The sequence below is a fragment of the Candidatus Paceibacterota bacterium genome (assembly GCA_030583745.1).
Lineage (GTDB): Bacteria > Patescibacteriota > Minisyncoccia > Phycocordibacterales > BOKC01 > BOKC01.
In genome coordinates, this window is sequence record CP129473.1 from 385,884 (window position 1) to 406,705 (window position 20,822).

General features: G+C 38.8%; 15 protein-coding genes and 3 pseudogenes. 1 reads left to right on the forward strand and 17 read right to left on the reverse strand.

Annotated features, from left to right (window positions below):
* Positions 1-160 precede the first annotated feature (160 nt).
* The 4 genes and pseudogenes from QY304_02035 to QY304_02050 form a co-directional block, all read right to left on the reverse strand.
* The gene (locus QY304_02035) at positions 161-961 is read right to left on the reverse strand and encodes a class I SAM-dependent methyltransferase (protein ID WKZ26167.1); all 801 of its coding nucleotides are present in this window, start codon (positions 959-961) and stop codon (positions 161-163) included.
* A 14-nt stretch (positions 962-975) separates the two neighbouring features.
* Positions 976-2,028: a pseudaminic acid synthase gene (gene pseI, locus QY304_02040; GenBank protein WKZ26818.1), complete on the reverse strand. Its 1,053-nt coding sequence runs from the start codon at positions 2,026-2,028 to the stop codon at positions 976-978.
* A gap of 195 nt (positions 2,029-2,223) precedes the next feature.
* Positions 2,224-2,634 (reverse strand): annotated as a pseudogene (locus QY304_02045) (YdcF family protein).
* 5 nt (positions 2,635-2,639) lie between these two features.
* Complete coding sequence (locus tag QY304_02050) at positions 2,640-3,929, reverse strand: aminotransferase class III-fold pyridoxal phosphate-dependent enzyme (protein ID WKZ26168.1); 1,290 nt, start codon at positions 3,927-3,929, stop codon at positions 2,640-2,642.
* Between the two features lie 229 nt (positions 3,930-4,158).
* Between QY304_02050 and QY304_02055 the strand changes: the two genes are divergently transcribed.
* Entirely contained in the window at positions 4,159-4,686 is a 528-nt protein-coding gene (locus QY304_02055; GenBank protein WKZ26169.1) for an ElyC/SanA/YdcF family protein, read from the forward strand.
* 45 nt (positions 4,687-4,731) lie between these two features.
* Here QY304_02055 and QY304_02060 read toward each other — a convergent pair whose 3' ends face one another.
* The 13 genes and pseudogenes from QY304_02060 to QY304_02120 all read right to left on the reverse strand — a co-directional run bounded on the left by QY304_02060 (position 4,732) and on the right by QY304_02120 (position 20,618).
* On the reverse strand, positions 4,732-5,478 hold the full coding sequence (locus QY304_02060; protein WKZ26170.1) for a glycosyltransferase family protein: 747 nt from the start codon (positions 5,476-5,478) through the stop codon (positions 4,732-4,734).
* Positions 5,475-6,428, reverse strand: coding sequence for a Gfo/Idh/MocA family oxidoreductase (locus QY304_02065; protein ID WKZ26171.1), 954 nt, complete (start codon positions 6,426-6,428; stop codon positions 5,475-5,477). Before QY304_02065 ends, QY304_02060 begins: the two co-directional genes overlap by 4 nt.
* Positions 6,409-8,205, reverse strand: a complete 1,797-nt coding sequence (locus QY304_02070) for an ABC transporter ATP-binding protein (GenBank protein WKZ26172.1) — start codon at positions 8,203-8,205, stop codon at positions 6,409-6,411. Before QY304_02070 ends, QY304_02065 begins: the two co-directional genes overlap by 20 nt.
* A gap of 15 nt (positions 8,206-8,220) precedes the next feature.
* Complete coding sequence (gene pseC / locus QY304_02075) at positions 8,221-9,327, reverse strand: UDP-4-amino-4,6-dideoxy-N-acetyl-beta-L-altrosamine transaminase (protein WKZ26173.1); 1,107 nt, start codon at positions 9,325-9,327, stop codon at positions 8,221-8,223.
* Positions 9,328-9,406: 79 nt separating this feature from the next.
* The gene (gene pseB, locus QY304_02080) at positions 9,407-10,417 is read right to left on the reverse strand and encodes a UDP-N-acetylglucosamine 4,6-dehydratase (inverting) (GenBank protein ID WKZ26174.1); all 1,011 of its coding nucleotides are present in this window, start codon (positions 10,415-10,417) and stop codon (positions 9,407-9,409) included.
* A gap of 40 nt (positions 10,418-10,457) precedes the next feature.
* Positions 10,458-11,126: a class I SAM-dependent methyltransferase gene (locus tag QY304_02085; GenBank protein ID WKZ26175.1), complete on the reverse strand. Its 669-nt coding sequence runs from the start codon at positions 11,124-11,126 to the stop codon at positions 10,458-10,460.
* A 236-nt stretch (positions 11,127-11,362) separates the two neighbouring features.
* A complete protein-coding gene (locus QY304_02090) occupies positions 11,363-11,737 on the reverse strand; it encodes a hypothetical protein (protein ID WKZ26176.1) in 375 nt (124 codons plus the stop codon).
* On the reverse strand, positions 11,738-12,319 hold the full coding sequence (locus tag QY304_02095) for a pre-toxin TG domain-containing protein (protein WKZ26819.1): 582 nt from the start codon (positions 12,317-12,319) through the stop codon (positions 11,738-11,740).
* A pseudogene (locus tag QY304_02100) lies at positions 12,317-12,592 on the reverse strand (RHS repeat-associated core domain-containing protein). Before QY304_02100 ends, QY304_02095 begins: the two are co-directional and overlap by 3 nt.
* Positions 12,593-12,671: 79 nt before the next feature.
* Entirely contained in the window at positions 12,672-12,920 is a 249-nt protein-coding gene (locus tag QY304_02105) for a hypothetical protein (GenBank protein ID WKZ26177.1), read from the reverse strand.
* A gap of 3 nt (positions 12,921-12,923) precedes the next feature.
* Positions 12,924-13,772, reverse strand: a pseudogene (locus QY304_02110) (RHS repeat-associated core domain-containing protein).
* A 97-nt stretch (positions 13,773-13,869) separates the two neighbouring features.
* Positions 13,870-14,130: a hypothetical protein gene (locus tag QY304_02115; GenBank protein ID WKZ26178.1), complete on the reverse strand. Its 261-nt coding sequence runs from the start codon at positions 14,128-14,130 to the stop codon at positions 13,870-13,872.
* Between the two features lie 2 nt (positions 14,131-14,132).
* Positions 14,133-20,618, reverse strand: a complete 6,486-nt coding sequence (locus QY304_02120; protein ID WKZ26179.1) for an FG-GAP-like repeat-containing protein — start codon at positions 20,616-20,618, stop codon at positions 14,133-14,135.
* Positions 20,619-20,822 lie beyond the last annotated feature (204 nt).

Below are 20,822 nucleotides of genomic sequence, written 5' to 3' on the forward strand. Positions count from 1 at the left end.
AGCCGATTATGACTGAGACCTATACTAGTTAGCTCTCTCCCAGCAGGAAAGGCGAGTATCTTCTTCAACTCTTCTGAAACCGATAGACTCGACAATCCTGATGTGGTATTCGTACAGTTCAAGCGAAAAACCAAGTATTATCGGCAGAATCTAAATAAATTTATTTGTTTTCCAAAATAAAAATATAATTTGGCGAGTATTCTCCGATTGAAGGTAATTGTGAGGCAATTTTATTAATCGGGTGTAAATAATCTGGTTCTTTGTTCTCCATTTTTGCAAGTTTAGCATAAACAACCCTAGAAATAATGTAGTATAAACTGCCGATGTTGTTTGCTTCCAAAAACTTAAAATTCTTTTTTGAAAAAGAAATGAGTTTTCCTTCTGGCATATAAAAATTGTGCCAACGAACTTTAATTGGAAAGAGATCAAATGTCTTTCGTAAATCATTCAAGCGATCTAGTCCCTCAAGAGTATTCTCGCAAAGAATTATTCTTCCTTTCTTTTTCAACAATTTCTTCATTTCTAAAAGAGAGTGTTTCTGTTCCTCCCAATTAAGTAGGTTAATCAGACATCTTTCAGACACAATAAAATCAAACTTTTGGTTTTTGAGAAATGGCAAATCTGATAATTCCCGCACATCTCCCTCCTCAAAATTTACTCTTACTTGAACAGATTTTGAAGACTTGTTAGCAGCTTGGCGTGCATACTTTATCATTTCGCCAGAATAATCTACACCGACGAACGAAGACTTTTTAAATTTTTCGGCAAATTTAATTGTTGAATATCCATTTCCACAACCAATGTCTAATACTTTTGTGCTATCTCTTAAATAGTCTTCTATTCTGTTAACTTCCAGTTGGCGATAAAAACTATCTGGTGCAGTAGCAAGCTCAGATTGTTTATGCTCAATTGCCATGTTATCCCAAAACTTTTTTATTTCTGTATCTCCTGTTTTTTTCATAAAATAAACTTATCTTAATCTGTTAAATCCCAACTTAAGGGTGTTCCTTTTTCAATATCTGTCTTTGCTTTTTTATTCAAAATCTCATCATAAAATTTTGGAGGCAAGCCATGTCCCGGTCTTATGGATCGCACATTTTCTTTGGTCAACTTTTCCCCTTTCTTTATGTCTTGAACCGCAAATAAAGATTTTCTAAATATTACTGATCCTACCTCCGCCGTGCCGGGACCGTCTAAAACCGATCCCAGAGCTTTTTCCGCTTGGCGAATTGAAGACACTAAATTTTTGAATTCTTCAGGCTCAAGTGAAAAACCGGCATCTGGACCTCCATCTGATCTTCTAAGGGTAAGATGTTTTTCAATTATCTTTGCCCCTAGAGAAACCGCCATCTCTGATGCCATGCTACTTAAAGAGTGATCAGAGAGACCCGTTACTACATTATATCTTTTTTGCAGGTCAGGAATAGTTGACAGATTCATATCTTCCGGTTTCGTCGGGTAAGAGCTTATACAGTGCAAAACTGCGACATGAGGAGTTCCTGCCTTTTTTAAGGTTTCCAAAGCCAGCTTAATTTCTTCGCTCGAAGCCATACCGCTTGACATAATCACAGGCTTTTTTGTACTACCTACCTTTTTAAGAAGTGGAATATCAACGACTTCAAATGAAGCAATTTTATAAATTGGAACATTCAACTCCTCTAAAAAATCTACGGATGTATTATCGAAGGGCGAGGAAAAAAACACTAAACCTAATTTCTCAGCATATTCTTTAAGCTTCGGATGCCAATCCCACGGTGTATAGGCTTCGCCGTACAGCTCATATAAATTTTTTCCATCCCAAGGTCCTCCTTTAATTTTAAAATAATCCTTATTTGAATCAATGGTAATCGTATCCGGAGTATAGGTTTGAAGTTTGACCGCATCCGAACCTGAAGCGGCGGCGGCATCCATTATTCTAAAAGCATTGTTTATGTCTTGGTTGTGATTACCTGATATCTCAGCCACGATAAAAACCGGGTGGCCGTTTCCAATAAATCTTACACCTTGAGAGTCATTAAAGCTGAGCATGTTTTTTTTATATTGACCTTTAGACAAATCTTCCAACCCCTTTTTTTCTCTCTCTTGCCAAACTTTCATATTAGGATTGCTTTTAAATTTTTCAATCTCAATTATCCATTTTTCATAATCGCTTGCAAGTAAAACATTCTCAGCAGATTCAATATAAACTAAGTCACTTAATTTTTGTAATTCCGTAAAATGTTCTATAAATCCCTTCACTCTAGAGGCCTGGTATTCATTAGTAACAACGAAAACATCTGTATAATGATACTTTTCTATAAAGTATTTAATAGCAAACAATTGTTCTACGGTGTCATTAGACCTACGCTCTTTTATAATTTTTTCCTTAGGGACTCCTAGCGTCTCCAATTCAAGAGCAATCAAATCACAAAGATCGGGTCTGTTTATTTCGTCGTTTTTTACACCTCGGCCTCGGCCTCCCGGAATAAAAATTAGTGCTTCCGGATTTTTAATATATAGTTCGTATGTCGCTTTTATTCTCAGAGTACCGCCTGGGGCAAGATCAAAATCCTCGTTAGTAAAATATCCTGTACTCACCCATTTCCCGTCTTCCTTTTTTATACCTGCACTTAAAATAACAATTACTTTTTTCATAAAAACTAACGTACTTTAAAAATATCGGTAATAAGCCCGCCCTCAATTCTTTTCTCCAGAGTTTTATTTTCTATGAGAGTTTTAAGTTCAGCAAAAGTCCTATCATAAGTTTTTAATAGTTTTTCCATTTGAGGTTTTGTGTGTGAGAAACTCATATTATGCTGGCCATACCAGAGAAAGCCAGCTTTAAGAATTTCTTGCTGAAGATAGGTTTTTATTTCTATAGCCGAATATTCATAACTATCTTTTATCATAAATAAATTCCAACAGGGCTTGCCTTTAACTTGAATAAATTCAGAAAGACCGTGCTTTACAAGAAGCTCATTGGTATTATCTTGAAGATGTTTTCCGAGTTTCCAAATATATGGAATAACTTTTTTCTTTTCCATTTCTTTTATAGTGGCAATTGCTGCAGCGATTGAAAGGGCTTCCCCACCCTGAGTAAAAGAGTAAAAAATTTTGTCAACTGTTTGCATATATTCTCTTTTCCCTACCAAAGCCGAAATCGGCATACCGTTTGCCATTGATTTACCGAAACAAGCTAAATCCGGAGTTACATTAAAATATTTTTGTGCTCCACCTAAAGAAAACCTGAATCCACAAATAACCTCGTCAAAAATCAAAAGTGCGCCATTTTTATGAGCCACTTTTTTTACCTCTTCCAAAAAACCCTTTTCCGGCTCCACATAATTCATCGGCTCCATTATGACTGCCGCAATCTTGCCGGGATATTTTCTGAAAAGCGCTTTAAGAGAATCTATGTCGTTGTAATAGAACTTAAGTGTTAGATTTTTTGTGGCTTTCGGCACACCCAAATCACGAGTAGTTGAACCAATATACCAATCATGCCAGCCGTGGTATCCGCATACCGCAACATAATCCCGCCCTGTATAAGCACGGGCAACCCTTATCGCTCCGGTCGTGGCATCCGATCCATTTTTTCCGAATCGCACCATTTCGGCGCAAGGTATATGTTTTATTAAAAGCTCGGCCAATTCATATTCCAAAGGAGAAGGTAAGGAAAGAATGATTCCTTTTTTTAGTTGGGCTTTAATTGCATTGTCCACCGCCGGATACTGATAACCTAAAACCACCGGCAAAAGAGCGTTTATCATATCTACATACTCATTTCCGTCCACATCCCAAATTTTTGCGCCTTTAGCATGAGTAGCAAAAAGCGGTGCTTGACCTTTGATAAATTGAAGGTGGCTTTTACTGAAAGTTTGCGAAGCGAGAGGAATAACTTTCTCCACCCTTTTGAATAATTCGCTACTTTTCTTTAATTTGAGTTTCATTTTTTTATCTAATTTCTAAGCTAAAGTATTAGATATTATACAAAACTTCTTTGCTTATTGAAATTTAAAAAACCAAGAAATAAATTTGACAAAAAAATGATTTTGACTTATGATTAAGTCTGTTGTTCTTCGTCGTCTCATTTACCTGAAATCTTGATCTAGGAGGTGTCCCCTGATATCCGAACAAGTCTTGCGAAAGAGTCTTAGGCGAGAGTTCGAAACTTTGCGTATGAGGAAGGCATACGAGTTACCAGACAACGTACAAGCAATCGTGAACCTGATCGGCGCAGGCAAAAAGTGTGCCGAGGATGTTTCAAGAACTGGTCACGTTGCTCGACTCGTGAGTCAGATTGGAGCAACAGGTTCAGGTCTTCCTGTGGTTTTTCTAAACGGAGAGTCAGAAGAGCTTGAAAATATGGTGGAGCTTGCCGTTCAAGCCGATATTCCGCCTCAGATCATCCGACTCCAAGACTGTGGTCGGAAAGGTGAGGCGAATACCAAAACTCAATTTCAGGCTTTGAAAGCCGACTTGGAGTCGTATGCGCTTTCGCGCATTGTTTTGGTGACAAGCACTTACCATGTTCCCCGGGTCGCAAGAACGGCGGTTAAACACCTCCCGCCGAGTGTCTGGTTTACTGTTGTCTCTGATCTGAACGATATTGAGCTCTACGACTGGGAGGAGAGGGTGGGGAGCGAAATTGAACGGATCATCCGTTACGTCGCAAAGGGAGACATTAGCGCCGAATTGCCGGCATAATCTCCCGACCATAAGTGAAAAGGGGTGTCCTTAACCGGGCACCCTTTATTTTTTGTCCTCTTTTAGTGATTTTAACAAACCTTCATTTCGCACAATTTTAGCATTCTTTGCCATCACCTCTGGATTTTCAAGAAGCAAGTCGCAGTATTCCTTAAATTCAAGCTCATATCCATAATTTTCAATCAAAAACTTAATTACTTCAAAATCTTCGGGGTTGTCGACGGTCAAACGGAATTTTGAAAGATCTTGATCGTTTTCTATATTTACCTTTTTGTACTTTGGATTATTACGGATATACAAAGTTACATGTTCCCTTTCAGATCCAAGCTTGGCTTCTTCATCTGATTCAAGCAAAGATTTTCTAGTGAAGACTTCTACATCAATACCGTCTGGGTAAGTTTCCTTAAGAGCATTACTTGCGTAGTCTGCTTTTTCTTTTTTAAAAGCTGAAACTACTTCGTCTACAACTTCTGGATCAATAAGCGGGCAATCGCCGGTAACGCGAACAATTGTGTCAAACTCTGGATACTCTCTAGCGCAATCGGCAAAACGCTTTAAAACGTCGTTCAAAGATCCGCGAAAATAATTTTGATTGTTCCCGCGACAAAACTCTATAACCTCGTTATCATCTTCGTGATCACTCGTTGCTAAAACAATTTTGTCAATTTTTTCGGATTTTTTAAGGCGTTCCAAAACATACCAAAGCATCGGCTTTCTGTTTATTTCTTTCAAGATTTTGCCTGGTAAACGAGTCGAGCTAATTCTAGCTTGAACAATACAGAGAGTTTTCATATCAGGTATTTTAAAATTTCTTTAGCTTGGGTAACATCGTTAAAAGTTTTCTTTTTTTCCTTTACTGATTTCAAAAAATATTTAACTTCTTCAATATACATCTCGTTTTTATCGTATTCTTTTTCTCCAAAAATTTTCTTTACACTCTTCTCATTTTCAAGCCAGACAATATTCTCATTCCAATCCCAAGATAAATTACCTTTTTCTCCGACAACCCGACAAATTCTATGATATTTTTTAGACAAATAATCACAAGACACTGAACCAGATAAACCGTTTTTAAACTGAAAAATTCCCTTAGCGATATCTTCTGTTTCAATTTTCAAACTACCACTGTGTTCCTTAATAATTAAGTGTTTTTTTACTGGCGAAAAATTATTGATCCAAAACAGAAGATCAAATTCGTGAATATCGTCTAAAACTATCCCTCCGCCCATTTTATTTTTCGCGGCATAGTTTTTTCTGTAATCAGTTCCCGGCCGCCAATATGGAAGATAATATCCGAACTCGTGGTCTACGCTATAAATCTTACCAAGTTTTCCACTATCAATATATTTTTTGATTACCAAAAAGGCTGGATGAAAACGCATATTGCAGGCAACCATATCTATAAGTTTTTTACTTTTTAAAAGTTTTTCCAGTTTAGTTACGCCCTTCAAATCATGAGAAAGGGGTTTTTCAATAAAAAGATGAAGTCCGGCTTCAGCGCATTTAATAGAAGCTTCAACATGTTTATGATTTGGGTTGCAAATAAATGCAATATCAAAGTTACCCAAAGTTTTCTTATCCAGGATTTTTATCTTTAATTTCTGATATTTGATCTTTTTTACATCTGTATCAAAAACAGTAATGTTTTTATAACCAAGAGAAACAAGATTCCTGTAATGCCTCTGCCCAATCGATCCAAACCCGATTATTAGAATTTTTGTATTATTTTTTGTCTCCTGCATGATACATCTTATAAAAAAAAGAATCTGTTCTAGAAAGCAAATCCCCCGGTTTCCCCTCCTCAATAATCCGACCTTTGTCCAAAACTAAAAGATGATCAACATTCATAATCGTTGACAAGCGATGAGCAATTATAAAAAGAGTGGTTTCCCCACGGAGATTATCAATGGCTCTACGTACTGCTAATTCTGACTCATTATCAAGAGCACTAGTTGCTTCGTCAAGGATAAGAAGTTGGGGATTGCGAGCAAAGACACGCGCCAAAATAAGCCTTTGGCGCTGTCCGACAGACAACATCATGCCACGATCACCGACCAAAGTGTCCAAACCTTGAGGAAGTTCTCTTATTAGATCTCTTATATAGGACTTTTCTAATGCTTCAATAACACGCTCGTCGCTTATACTTTCGTCATACAACTTTATATTGCTTCTAATAGTGTCGTGTAGCAAAAAGGGATCTTGTGATACATATCCGATATTGCGTCGCCATTCGTCAAGATCAAATTCGTTTGCTTCTACCCCATCAAGCAGAATTTTACCGGAACCAGGATTAAACAAGCGCAACAAAAGATCAGCTAGAGTGGTTTTACCTGCACCAGAAGAACCAATAATTCCAACCGACGCGCCCTTGCGAACAGTAAAGCTAATATCTTTAAAAACAGGTTCGCGATTATCGTAAGAAAAAGCAACATTTGAAAACTTAAGATCGTTCTTAAAAACAAAAGGTTTGCCTCCTTGAGAAATTTCCTCTTTGGAATTCAAAAGAGCGTAGTGAAATTCAGCGAAATTACTTACATGAGGTACGTAACTTACAAGAGACTGGAGAACACTTTGAATCGATTGGATTTGAGATACAACTCTATAGATTAGGTATAAAAGGACTGCGAATACAGCAAAATTAAACTCTGGCTTCCCGTAAGAAAAAAAGAATGTGATAAAAATTATTAAAACTGCCAGCGGTTGGAAAAAAATTGTACCTAAAGGATAAAGAGCCGAGAAACGCAAACTAGCATCGGTAAAATCAGTTGCAAATTTATCGCTTTGTCTCTGTACAAACACCCTGGAAATTCCGGTTTTAATCATCTTAATCCCGGTCATGAGTTGGTACATATAATGGACAAAGTCTTTTTCAATCTCTATAATCTTTCTTGAATAGCGACGAATAGCGACTAGTACAAAACGCAAAAGTAACATAAATACCAAACCGCTACCTAATGCCACAGCAGTCATTAAAGGAGAGATCATAAAAGCAAACACTATATAAACAACCAGGAGCAAGGAACTGTGAAGCAAACCTATCCCGCGCGATAGAAAATCAATCACCTGGGGAATATCTCGAGACATAATGTATTGAACATGACCGAACTTCTGTTTTATTAAAAACAGCCAATTGGCATTGTAGGCATTCAGCAGAAAGTTCTGTCTAAGTAATATGGAGAGTTTATAGCTTAAAAAGTTTTGCAGAAAAGACGCCACCCAGAGCATGGAAGCTCTGGCTACAAAAAAGAAAAATATTAAAAGCAATAAAACTTGCGGACTTTGATCTACTTGTAGTCGCGAGATTAATCCATAAAAAAAAGCAATTACCTTATTTGGAGCCTCGTAAGGGACACCACTTAACGAAGAAAGAAAAGGAATCAAGATTGTAATGCCAAAGCTTTCAAAAAGCGCTCCCAAAAAAGTTACTAAAAAAATCGGTATGATAAGAAACCAAAATCGACGTAGTAGCTCCGAGATAAACCTTACTGTTGTAGAACTGTTTAGGTATCGTTGAATCATTTTTTAAAGAAATATCTAATCTTTTTTGAAAAAGTCTTTCAATGTTTTTGCTATAAAATTGATATCCTTGTCAGACAACAAAGGGTGAATGGGTAGAGTGATAGCTGTCTTATGATATAAATCAGTATTTTTTAATTTTGTTTTTGCATAGCCATTTTTTCTATAATAAGGATGGGAGTAAACTGCCGGATAATGGAAATTTACTCCAATACCTTTTTCTTTCAAAAAATTATAAAGAGGAAAACGATCTTTTTCTTTTACAGTTCTAATAACATAAACATGCCAACCAGATAAGACATTTTCTGACTCAATTGGTAAAATTATTTCTTTAATGCCTCCGATTAATTTCTCATACTTTTTTACAATCACTCTTCTCTTTTCAACAAAATAAGGGAGACGTTCTAATTGAGACAACCCTAGTGCGCACTGAATATCAGTTATACGGTAGTTATACCCCATTTCTGTCATAACATTAAAACCTTTTTTATCCTTATGGATTCCGTGACTTCGTAATGACAAAAGTCGGTCATATGATTTTTTACTATTTGTTAGAATAGCCCCTCCTTCACCTGTTGTTATGGCTTTCACAGCATGAAAACTCATGACGGTCATATCCCCTATCCCACCAATTGGTTTTTTCTTATAAACGGAACCGAGAGCATGACATCCGTCTTCGATAACTTTCAATTTATACTTTTTGGCAATTTTTAAAATTGTATCCATTTCACAAGCTCCCCCAGCAAAATGAACGGGAACAATCGCTTTGGTTTTTTTATTAATAAGACCCTCTATTTTTGTTTCATCAATATTATAAGTATCAAGACGAATGTCACAAAAGACAGGTTTGGCGCCAACTGCAAGCAACATATTTGAAGTTGCCACAAAAGTATTAGGTGTTGTTATAACTTCGTCCCCTTCCTTTAGACCAGCGACAAGGTATGCGAGATGTAATGCAGCCGTACCGTTTGATACAGCTATCGCGTATTTGGACCCACAATATTTTGCTAAGGCATTTTCAAACTCCAAAACTTTTGGCCCCTGCGTTAAAAAAGGAGATTTTAAAGCTTTAACTACTGCATCAATATCACTTTTGTCTAAACATTGTTTTCCGTAAGGAATCATATAATTTAAAATTTGTATTTTTGCCTAAAAAATCATCGCGGAGTAAGATTAAAAAAACCCGAAAACCTGTAAATTTAATTTAAAGCATTTGTTTTTCTAGCTCTTTTGCTATCTTAAGCAAATCGTTACGGCTCATTTGTAAAGTATTAGTATCGCTGGTAAAGGAAAAATCTGCCGGAATTTTCTTGCCCTTAGTCTTATGTTTTTTAAACCTCAAAGAATTAATGTATTTATGTTCTGGCAATATTACAAAATAGCTATCAAGTTCAAGCGAATGTCTGGCTTCTTCCGCAGTTAGTAGAACCTCATGAATTTTTTCTCCAGGTCTAATACCACTCACCTCTTTTTTAAGATTTGGAGCGATGGTTTCAAAAATATCTTTTATCGACATGCTGGGAACTTTTTTAGGTATAAATATCTCACCGCCTTCCATCTGTTTCAGAGCAAATAAAACCAACTGGAAGGATTCTTCCAGCCTTAACCAAAACCTGGTCATTCTCTCATCTGTAAGACAAATGCTTTCTTTATTTTTATTCTTCAAAAGAATTTCTATGATACTACCGCGACTGCCGATAACATTACCGTATCTCACACAGCTAAACTTTGTATATTCACCAGCGTAGACATTGCTTGCAATAAAAAGTTTCTCGGCACACAATTTTGTAGAACCATACAGATTTACCGGCTGAGCAGCTTTATCTGTTGAAACCAAAAGCACTTTAGAAACACCTTGATCTACAGCGGCTTCAATTACATTTTGTGTTCCCAATACATTCGTCTTTACTGCTTCAATTGGATTGTATTCCAAGGTCGGAACTTGTTTTAAAGCGGCAGCGTGGACAATAATATCTACGCCATGAAAAGCCCTTTGCAACCTTGATAAATCTCTTATGTCACCCAGAAAAAAACGCACACGGTCATCTTTAAATTCCTCAGCCATTACTGACTGTTTTAATTCATCTCGGCTAAAAACAATGAGCTTCTTCAAGGAATGATTTTCTAGAAGATGTCTGGCAAAATTTTTACCAAAAGAACCAGTCCCTCCGGTAATAAGCAAAGTTTTGTTTTTCAAAAAATCGTTTTTTTTCATATTTTATATGGATAAACTTATGATTTCCAAAGTATATTAATTAAACTCCAGCCGAAAAGCTTTTTAATGATTTTCTTAGTAAAGTACAAGCCCCCCTGCCAGAGGAGTCAACTTTAGCGTCTAGCTTATCGTAATCTTGACTGAAAGTAAAACGTCCAACTGGAGTATATATAGCAGTGGAAGTAAAAATTTTAGGATAATCTAGTTTGTAAGTATATACGTTCTTTTCCGGCAAATGATGGTAAAGAACTCGTGTTGGCACATCCGGTGAAAAATCACTGATAATTAGGAAGCCCTCGTTTTTTACTAATCTATCAATTTCTGATACAGATTTTAAAAGTCCATCTCGAGCTATCCAATGAAAAACGAAAGAGACAATCACCAAATCAAAAGAACCTTCGATCGGCATTTTTGATGCCAAAGCTCGTTGTAATTTTAATTTTGGATAACGCTTCTTACCATCGCGAACAGCTTCAGCAGAAGGTTCTACCCCCACACATTCTGCTTTGTATTTTTTTTGTAAATTATTCAACCTCCAACCGTTACTGCATCCAACTTCCAAAATTCGTCTAGGCTTAATACTGTATTCCCCAAGCATCTTTAACACTTGATCTTCACTAGAAACAGAACGCTTTTTGGTAATTTTGTCTTTATTTCTAGTAAACCAATTGTCTCCCTCGTAATCAAAAAAAATACTGTCCTGGTTCATATATGACATCCATATTAGCAAAAAAACACCTTAACAACAAGGTTTTTACATAAGAGTTATTCAATAACCCTATCATAGAAATTATTGGCGTATTTACTTATTTTAGTAGTCCGTAACCTCTGCTAATCCACCGTTTGAGTTGGTAACGACACTGGTGCCGCCTAGGTGGTGTTATAGAAAATAGCACTGTCACAATTTCCTTAGCAACAGAAATTGTAGTTTAAACTAAAGGCTTTTTAATCATTATTCCAAAAATTAATTACATTATTCCACTCATTTTTAAGATTGTCTGATAAATAAATCAAAAATTCCTCAGGATTAGCGTCTTTTTCCCAAGAAATATTATTTTGCAAGGTTTCTAATAATCCTATTGTAATTGCTTCTTTGACATATCTATCGCCATCTTTAAATATGTTATCTATCAGTTTAAATATTGTTTTTAGTTCTTCTTCCTTTTTTTCTTTATAAAGTTTTAAAATGTATCTGGAAAGCTCTGCAAGAATTGTGTAGACATCTTCTTTCTCCCAAACAAATTCCATAAACTCTAAATATCCTCTGAACCCATCAGATTTTTTGACTATGTGGTCTGTTAAATCTCTCTTAGTAAACATTTATTTTTTTATCTTACTAAGTGCATCCTTAAGATCTTTGGAAATTCTGTTTAGAACATTCCTCTCTTGAGAATTCAAACTAGATCCATGTTTATCAAATATATTATCAATTCTATTTAGGGTATTACGCGCCTTTTCAATATGGGTGGAACCCCCAACCGGGTCGCCTGTCTTTGCGGTATGTCTTATTGCGTCTGCCGTGCTACCATCCCCTATTTTCGATCCTGCTCTATAATTATCTCTTATAAGGTTAAGGATGCTTTCATTCTCTACACCTTTCATTAAGGAACGACCCACCATATTAGTGCTTCTAAAAGCATCCCCCAACGCACCAAATACTCCAGGAATAACAGAAACTCCAGCCAAAGCTCGCTCACCCCAACTCAATCCTTCACCAGTAAATACATCTTGACCAGTGCGTGCTTCTTGAATTGCAATAGCATCACTGGAGCCGGGCGCGAAGTTAAGGGCAGTCTGGTAATTATCAACCAGTATCGGCACCAGATGAACATTTGAGGCGATGAACGAAGAGATGGCGATGAGAGCGGGGGCTAGTTGAATAAACTCCCCTCCCGGGTCCACATGTTTGATCGGATTCCCCCTAGCATAACTGTACGAATTATGCAGTTGCGGATCAGAAAGGTATTGCTCTAGTTCAAGGTTGGTTTTGTTCTTTATTTCCCCAGGATTACCTACCGCAAGAAAGACTGGGTCCTGACTCAAGAACCTAGCGGTCTTACCATCCTGATACCTCGCCACCATGTAGTTCAAATCAGTAGCTTCGTCATAGAAGTGCCCGGTGAATTTTCTTCTTTCTTTAAATGTACCTGTCGTCTCGTCTAACTTTATCTTACCATACGGGTAGTAGTCCGTAACCTCTGTTAATCCACCTCTACTGGTGGATTAGCGAAATAATAAATTAAAAAGAAATTTGTTAAATTTTCATGTGGGGAGAACAAAAACCTGTGAGATAATCTAAGGCCTCTAATACCCAATCTTCATCTTTCTCTCTGCCTTCTTTCCGTAGAAAAAGCATATACTCTGTCACATCGCTCTCTAATTGTTTCCGATCATACCCTTCCTTGAGAATCTTAATGAAAAGTTCGCGCATTTTAAGATCAGGGTCCATTTCTGCCTTGAGAGCTTCCTCTATACCATTTATCAATTCTTCTTTCTTTTTCATAAATTAAAGCTTTTTCCAGAATTCTTGGGTAGATTGCATTAGTTTATCAAGCTTGCTTTTAGACATACTGTTAGAAGGTTGTATAGTGCCGTGAGTAGAACTATCTGGAACATATTTAAGACCGCTCGGTAAATTAGAGCATTTTATGCACCATACTGGATCTTTTCCTGTGCCTCCAAATTCTGGTGTGCGTCTATGTATTTGTAGATTATAGGGACTATTAGGACTAACCGACATTCCCCCATCTGCGGAATGAACAAAACCTTTTGCATCTATAGGAATATCCCTTCCTAATCTTACCCCTAACCCTCTCGCGGAATTTTCTACCATCGGAAGTCCGTCGGGACCCTCTTTCATCGCCCTAAATAGAAGCGTTTCTCCAACATCATCCACTTTATTCACCGCCGCTCCTACCGCCTTATTCACCCCCTTAGAAGCGCCTCCACCCGGAGCGACGATTGAGCCGACCAGGATAGCGGCTTCCAGTCCGGGATTTTCAAAATTATCGCTGGTTGGAGCGTAAGCAACATTGGGAGTCAAAAGCCCGATAATAGCGGCTAAAACTAAACCTTCCCCCGTCGGATCAACATACTTTAGAGGATTGTTGGCCACATAACTGTAGGAGTTTAGCTCTTGAGGATTTATCAGTAGTTGTTCCAGAGTTCTGTCGTATTTACTCAAATCCTTTCCGACATCATGGAACATGGGATCTTGTGAGATAAATCTCCCAACCTTCCCATCTTGATAACGGGCGTTCATGTAATTAAGGTCGGTATCTTCATCGTAGGTGTGGCCGGTGTATTTCTTTGACGTTTTGAAAGTGCTGGCTTGTTCGTCTAGTTTTATCTTACCATACGGATAGTAGTCAGTAACCTCTGCTAATCCACCGTTTGAGTTGGTGACAACACTGGTGCCGCCTAGGTGAAAAGTTAAGAGCTCCTATTGTTACTCACGATAACTTTAAAATTGATTCTGCGATTTTATAATATTTCTTGCTATCCCCAGCTATATTTTCATCAAACTGATCTACAAAGACTGTATATAGTTTTTCTCCAAGTTCATATTTATCATCTTCCTTGTTTAACAATGGTATGATAAATTTTTCAACCAGTGGATCATATTCATCATTAGGTGCACCAGTTCTTATAAGATCAACGGGGTCGTGGTTTCGAAAGATGTCTTTTATTTCTTTTATATAATTCTTTTCCATTTTTATTCCGCATATTTTTTAAGAAACTTGATTATATGTGGTTCAAACTGCTTTTTTGAGTAAGTAGTAATAACTTTATTAGTTTTATTATCTAACACAACAGCCGTCTCTTTTGTAAGATACAAAGATCTTCCACTTGTTTGTTCTAATTTAGCGACAGGATTTCCTATGGTATTCAACACATCTTGATGACTGACGCCTCTTGTTTCAGATCTCATGGCTGAATATGGAGTGTATCCACCAAATTTTCCTGCTGTAGGTTCTACAATTTTGCCTAAATCTCCGATTGAATCGCCAACTCTTAGTGATTTACTTGAGTCAATAACTCTCTCAATTGCTTTTCTTGCATCATTAACATCATCCGCCTTCCCTCCAATCCTAGCCGCAAATCCTAATCCCGCCACTCCCGGCAAAGCAGCACCGGCAATATCAGCTCCTAAAGCAGTAATGTTTTCCCTGCTGACACTTCCAGTTCGGGCAATATCTTGACCGATTTTGTATAGATCATAGCCAATAAAGCCGACATCAAGAAAGATGTCAATGAATTCTCCGGTGGAGTCGGTGTGTTTAAGCGGATTGTTCTTGACGTAACTGTACGAGTTCAAGAGTTGCGGATCAGAAAGATACTGCTCTAATTCTAGTCCCGTCTTCTCCTTTATTACCTGTGAATTCCCCACCGCCAGAAAGACCGGATCTTGTGAGATAAATCTCCCAACCTTCCCATCTTGATAACGGGCGTTCATGTAATTAAGGTCGGTATCTTCATCGTAGGTGTGGCCGGTGTATTTCTTTGACGTTTTGAAAGTGCTGGCTTGTTCGTCTAGTTTTATCTTACCATACGGATAGTAGTCGGTTAACTCTTCTAATCCACCGTTGCTTTTGGTAACGACACTGGTGCCTAAGAGATGGTCGGGGTGTAGATAGAATATCTTGGCACTTGCGTCTATAGGCTCTGACATGGAGCCAAATCCCCCAAATCCTCCTCCGCCTGTTTGTAAGACACTTGTTTCAATCGTGGCGATCAGATCGTCGCCTGCGTAGATATGCTTGGTCGGTTTTCTATTTTTGACATCATAATGCCGAGTGATATAAGTGGTGGTGGCAGAGTTGTTTATGGCATAGGTTAAACGATTGCCTTGGGGATCGTAGGAGTAGGTTGTGGTGGTGGCGCCGTTTGAAATTTCGGTCAATTGATTGCGGTAATCCCAAGAGAAAGATGATTGACCGAGAGCGGTTAAGTTTCCATTCTTATCGTAAGTGAGAGTATTGGAAGCGATGGAAGTTACGGCATGAGGATTGGCGTAATTTGATCCCTGGTTGCCTTCATATAAGTAATTCCCTTGATCGGATTTGGATGTGATGTTGCCGATATTTGAATAGGTGTAAGCTTCTGAATAATTTCCGCCGACAGCATCAGTTGTGGAAGCTGAAGTCAGGCGGTGCAGATCGTCATAGGCATAATCAATCATCTTGGCTGTGTTTGTATCAGAGCTGTCAATAATTTTAGTGATGTTTCCTACGGCATCATAAGTGTAGGATAAATCTTGCCAGACATTTTCATTGTAGCGAGTAGTTTTGTTTGACAGGCGGTAGAGCTTGTCAGGATCATAGGTATTTGTCGTTGAAGCGTTATTTCCGTAATGGAGGTAAGTGACTTGACCCAAAGGAGAGTAATCTAGATCGTGCGCCAAGACGCTCGGATATATTGAAGTCGGCTCTTTCCAGGCCACCTTTTCCAATAGACCGGCCTTGTTGTAATCGTAGCTGATAAATGAACTATCCGGGTGGGTAAGCTTAGTTAAATTGCCCTGACGATCATACTCATATTGAGTGGCGTAATTCGTGTTGATAATCTTTTTGGTTTCTTTTTTAACACGACCTAAAGGATCATATTCATTTGATAGAACCATAATTGTAGTTGTGGCACTGCAAAGCTGGCCGATACCGTTCGGGCATGAGTCGTAACCGTATTCCACTTCTGTTCCAGACCAGACGGTGTAATTTTCTGTCAGACGACGATTTAGGTCGTTATATGTATATATAATGTTTTGGCCTTTCGGGTCTGTACTAGAAGCCAAATTACCCGCAGGATCATAATCGTAAGACCAGATACCAAAAGTATTGTCTGTGGGATTATGAAGATCTTCTGCCGTTAAATTCCTACCTAACCCGTCATAGGTAAAGTTGCGGATATTACCTTCAGCGTCAGTAATCTTTGTAAGATTTCTATTGCCATTCCAGTTATAAGTCGTGGTATAGGTATTTGCGTTATTGATTTCTTCAACTTTAACAAGATTATCATATGCGTCTTTGTAGAAATGCTTTACTTTATTCAGCGGATCGGTAACGGTAAGCTTCCAATCGTTATAGGTATTAGCGGTTGTTCCTAAGGCATTGAATATTGTTTTAACTCTTCCCAGAGCGTCATAAGAATGCTCGATGTATAGAGCGGATGTGGTGGTAGCAGGTGTAGAGCTTGCGCCGGTAGAAAAATACGGCAGTGATTCTTTCTGTATTTTACCAATGGCATTGTAGGCAAAATCGCGAACAGAAAAATTATTGAAATCTTCAGCCTCTCTACGTTCTTGGATCACTCTTCCCAGCCCGTCAAGATAAGTATACGCATCAGACGAAGTGGCGGAATTAAGATAATCAGTTCTTTTAATTGAGCGTGGAAAACTGAAGTCGTCGTAGGAAAAAGCGGTCTTGGTGACTAGATTTCCCGGTGAGTCCAAATCCGGCTGTTTTTCTTCAATTATTCTGCCAAATGAATCGTAGAAGACCTGAAAAGTATTTCCGTTAGGGTCTATTATTTCTCGCGGTTTACCTGAAGAATAATCGTAGTACCTTTCTGTTATATGTGATAGCGGATTTGTAGTAGTGGCAGGATATAGATTGTGGAGATCGTAAACGTAAGTTGTTATTTTGCCTCTAGGGTCTTTTTCCTCGGTTACCAAACCGAAATTGTTATAGACTTTTTCAACGCTTATGTAATTGTTATCAGACTTCCAATATTCCGTCTTGGTTCCATTTCCCTTACCCAGATTACCTAAAGACAAATTATCATAGTAGCGGCGAGTCTCGCGAATCTTGTTGCTATTTTGATCAAGTATTGTCTCTACGCTCGGCAAGTAAAACAAAGGTGGCCCACCCGTGCTTGTAGCGTAAGAAATATTAGTGGTAAATTTGTCGGATCCAATATCAGTAAAGGTGCCATTATCATTCCCGCTCACTTCTCCCCATTCAGTTCTCTGACTTATGTTGCCGGTACTGTTGTCATAAGAAAAGCTCGTGGCTTTTTCTCTGTGAGTGCTATTGCCGTCGTAGAGAAATTCAAGAGTATCAGCTAATTTTACAAATGAAGATTTGTTACCCAAGTCAAACCTGTCCCACTTATTTATAGTTTTAGCATATAGATTTCCACTGTTGTCATATTGCTCAACACGATATGGCCTTCCAGCCTTGGAAACATGATCGTTGTATTCTCCGGTGGAAGTTGCAGTTGTATTTCCTTGATGAAAATATGTTTTAGTTAAATTCCCCGCCGGGTCAGTTTTTTCCGTCCTCCCAAAGCCGACAAATTGTCTGAACTGATCAGCGTGATAGTAGTATTCGCCGTCAAAGTAGCTGTAAGAAGTTGTTGCTGTGTTTCCCAAGCCGTCGCCAACTCCCATATTTTTAACAACATACAGGCTTTGCGGATAAAACGGCCGACGAGGATTCGGTCCCACTATCGCCTCAAGCTTATAGTCAAACTGAACGGTTCCTCCTTCCGACATATTTATCCTTGAAAGATAATCGGAAGCCTTTCCTTTATTGGAATATCTTCTTGGACTAAGATTATTGTTATTAGGAATTTGTCCATCATCGTCAGCCATATCGGGTGCAACTACGTAATCAGGCAAACCGTCGCCATTGACGTCGATAAGCTGGACGTATTCTCTAAGTCCCCAGAAGTAGTAATCTTGTTCGGTGGTGCGGTAATGGGAGGGCAGTTGGTAGAAGTCGGGGTCGAACTGCCAGCCGGTGCCGGTGTTTAAGTAAACTCTCGGCTTAAGGTTGTTGTTGTCGGGAATGATACCGTCATCGTCAGCCATATCGGGTGCAACTACGTAATCAGGCAAACCGTCGCCATTGACGTCGATAAGCTGGACGTATTCTCTAAGTCCCCAGAAGTAGTAATCTTGTTCGGTGGTGCGGTAATGGGAGGGCAGTTGGTAGAAGTCGGGGTCGAACTGCCAGCCGGTGCCGGTGTTTAAGTAAACTCTCGGCTTAAGGTTGTTGTTGTCGGGAATGATACCGTCATCGTCAGCCATATCGGGTGCAACTACGTAATCAGGCAAACCGTCGCCATTGACGTCGATAAGCTGGACGTATTCTCTAAGTCCCCAGAAGTAGTAATCTTGTTCGGTGGTGCGGTAATGGGAGGGCAGTTGGTAGAAGTCGGGGTCGAACTGCCAGCCGGTGCCGGTGTTTAAGTAAACTCTCGGCTTAAGGTTGTTGTTGTCGGGAATGATACCGTCATCGTCAGCCATATCGGGTGCAACTACGTAATCAGGCAAACCGTCGCCATTGACGTCGATAAGCTGGACGTATTCTCTAAGTCCCCAGAAGTAGTAATCTTGTTCGGTGGTGCGGTAATGGGAGGGCAGTTGGTAGAAGTCGGGGTCGAACTGCCAGCCGGTGCCGGTGTTTAAGTAAACTCTCGGCTTAAGGTTGTTGTTGTCGGGAATGATACCGTCATCGTCAGCCATATCGGGTGCAACTACGTAATCAGGCAAACCGTCGCCATTGACGTCGATAAGCTGGACGTATTCTCTAAGTCCCCAGAAGTAGTAATCTTGTTCGGTGGTGCGGTAATGGGAGGGCAGTTGGTAGAAGTCGGGGTCGAACTGCCAGCCGGTGCCGGTGTTTAAGTAAACTCTCGGCTTAAGGTTGTTGTTGTCGGGAATGATACCGTCATCGTCAGCCATATCGGGTGCAACTACGTAATCAGGCAAACCGTCGCCATTGACGTCGATAAGCTGGACGTATTCTCTAAGTCCCCAGAAGTAGTAATCTTGTTCGGTGGTGCGGTAATGGGAGGGCAGTTGGTAGAAGTCGGGGTCGAACTGCCAGCCGGTGCCGGTGTTTAAGTAAACTCTCGGCTTAAGGTTGTTGTTGTCGGGAATGATACCGTCATCGTCAGCCATATCGGGTGCAACTACGTAATCAGGCAAACCGTCGCCATTGACGTCGATAAGCTGGACGTATTCTCTAAGTCCCCAGAAGTAGTAATCTTGTTCGGTGGTGCGGTAATGGGAGGGCAGTTGGTAGAAGTCGGGGTCGAATTCCTGATTGGTAGTTATTGTTTGATATTCAAATTCAGTAGGGGGCAATTGACCGATTGTGCTTGAAGCAACAACAGATTGAAGAAGTGATCGGTTGTCATTATAGCCGGTTGTATAATTCAATAAATATTCTTTTGTTAAAGAATTGTCAATTTTAATCTGAATATTTGAAATACGTTTTGATGTAATAACTTTAAATCCTGCATCATAGGACGGTACAGGGTCTTCCCTATTTTCATGGATAAAATCAACAGTAAAAATACCGTCGTTAGAACTATGGCTAGTATATACAATACTTGATGGATATATTTGATTATTATCTCTAATGTAATTAAATTTTACAAAATTACTGTTAGCGTCACGAATCTCTTCAATCATCCATTTATAAATCTGGTCAGTTGATGAAGCATTAAGTTGTCGTGACTGTGTGGTTGTTCCAAATAAATATTTAGTTCCAGATTTATCAGTAACAATCCATTTATTATCAGAAAATTCATAGTTTAGAAAAGAGCCGTCTTCAACTCTGGATTTATAAGTGTTACCACTGTCAAGCACGAGCTCGCCGGAAAGCGAAGAGGTAAATGTACTAGTTGCATTTGTATAGAATTGATGCGCTCCATTCCGATTTACTCTTTCAATGTAAGGAATAGAAATTGACCACCCATACCCAACGAAACTATTATTGACAGCAAGACTACTATTGTAAACAAGGTTCAAATCAGGAGCTATATTATTTCGTCCTGGTGGTAAATCAATAGGGTATTTATACAAAGCAGCTCCCGTCAAGACATCGACATCGGGAAGAAAAGCATTAATGGCATTAGGGTTTTCAACAATTTTATCTTCGCTTGTACTAACTTCAATTTTACGATCATCATTTTCTTTTCTTAATTCCCCCACCCTTCCTAAGTCAGCGCTTCTATCCTTATTCTCAAGAATTTGTTTGTCTTCAGTGTTAGAAGGTTCAGATTGCCCTCCTAAAGTAATGGAGAAAACCGGCTCTGAAGATTCTTTTTGAGGAATAACCTCCTGACTGGTCTCTTCAGTTTGTTGTGCACGAACTTCTCTAATAAATAGAAGTGTATGTGTTGGCATAAGAAAAGAAACAGCTATTAAGCTCGCCGTTATTCTTGCAAACACCGAATTTTTTACTTTCATAACTTTTATTAGTAGGTAGATAACTGATAAGTCTAAACTCCTCCACATTAAGATTACCCATTACTGTTGTCAACATATAACAGAATTTATTTCTTCAGAATCCTATTTCAGCCTTATTTTAAAGGATAAAATCAACAGTAATAAAAATTAGAATAAAATTTGTCAATAAGGTCTGACAGTTTAGAGGTAGACCAACGTCCGAAC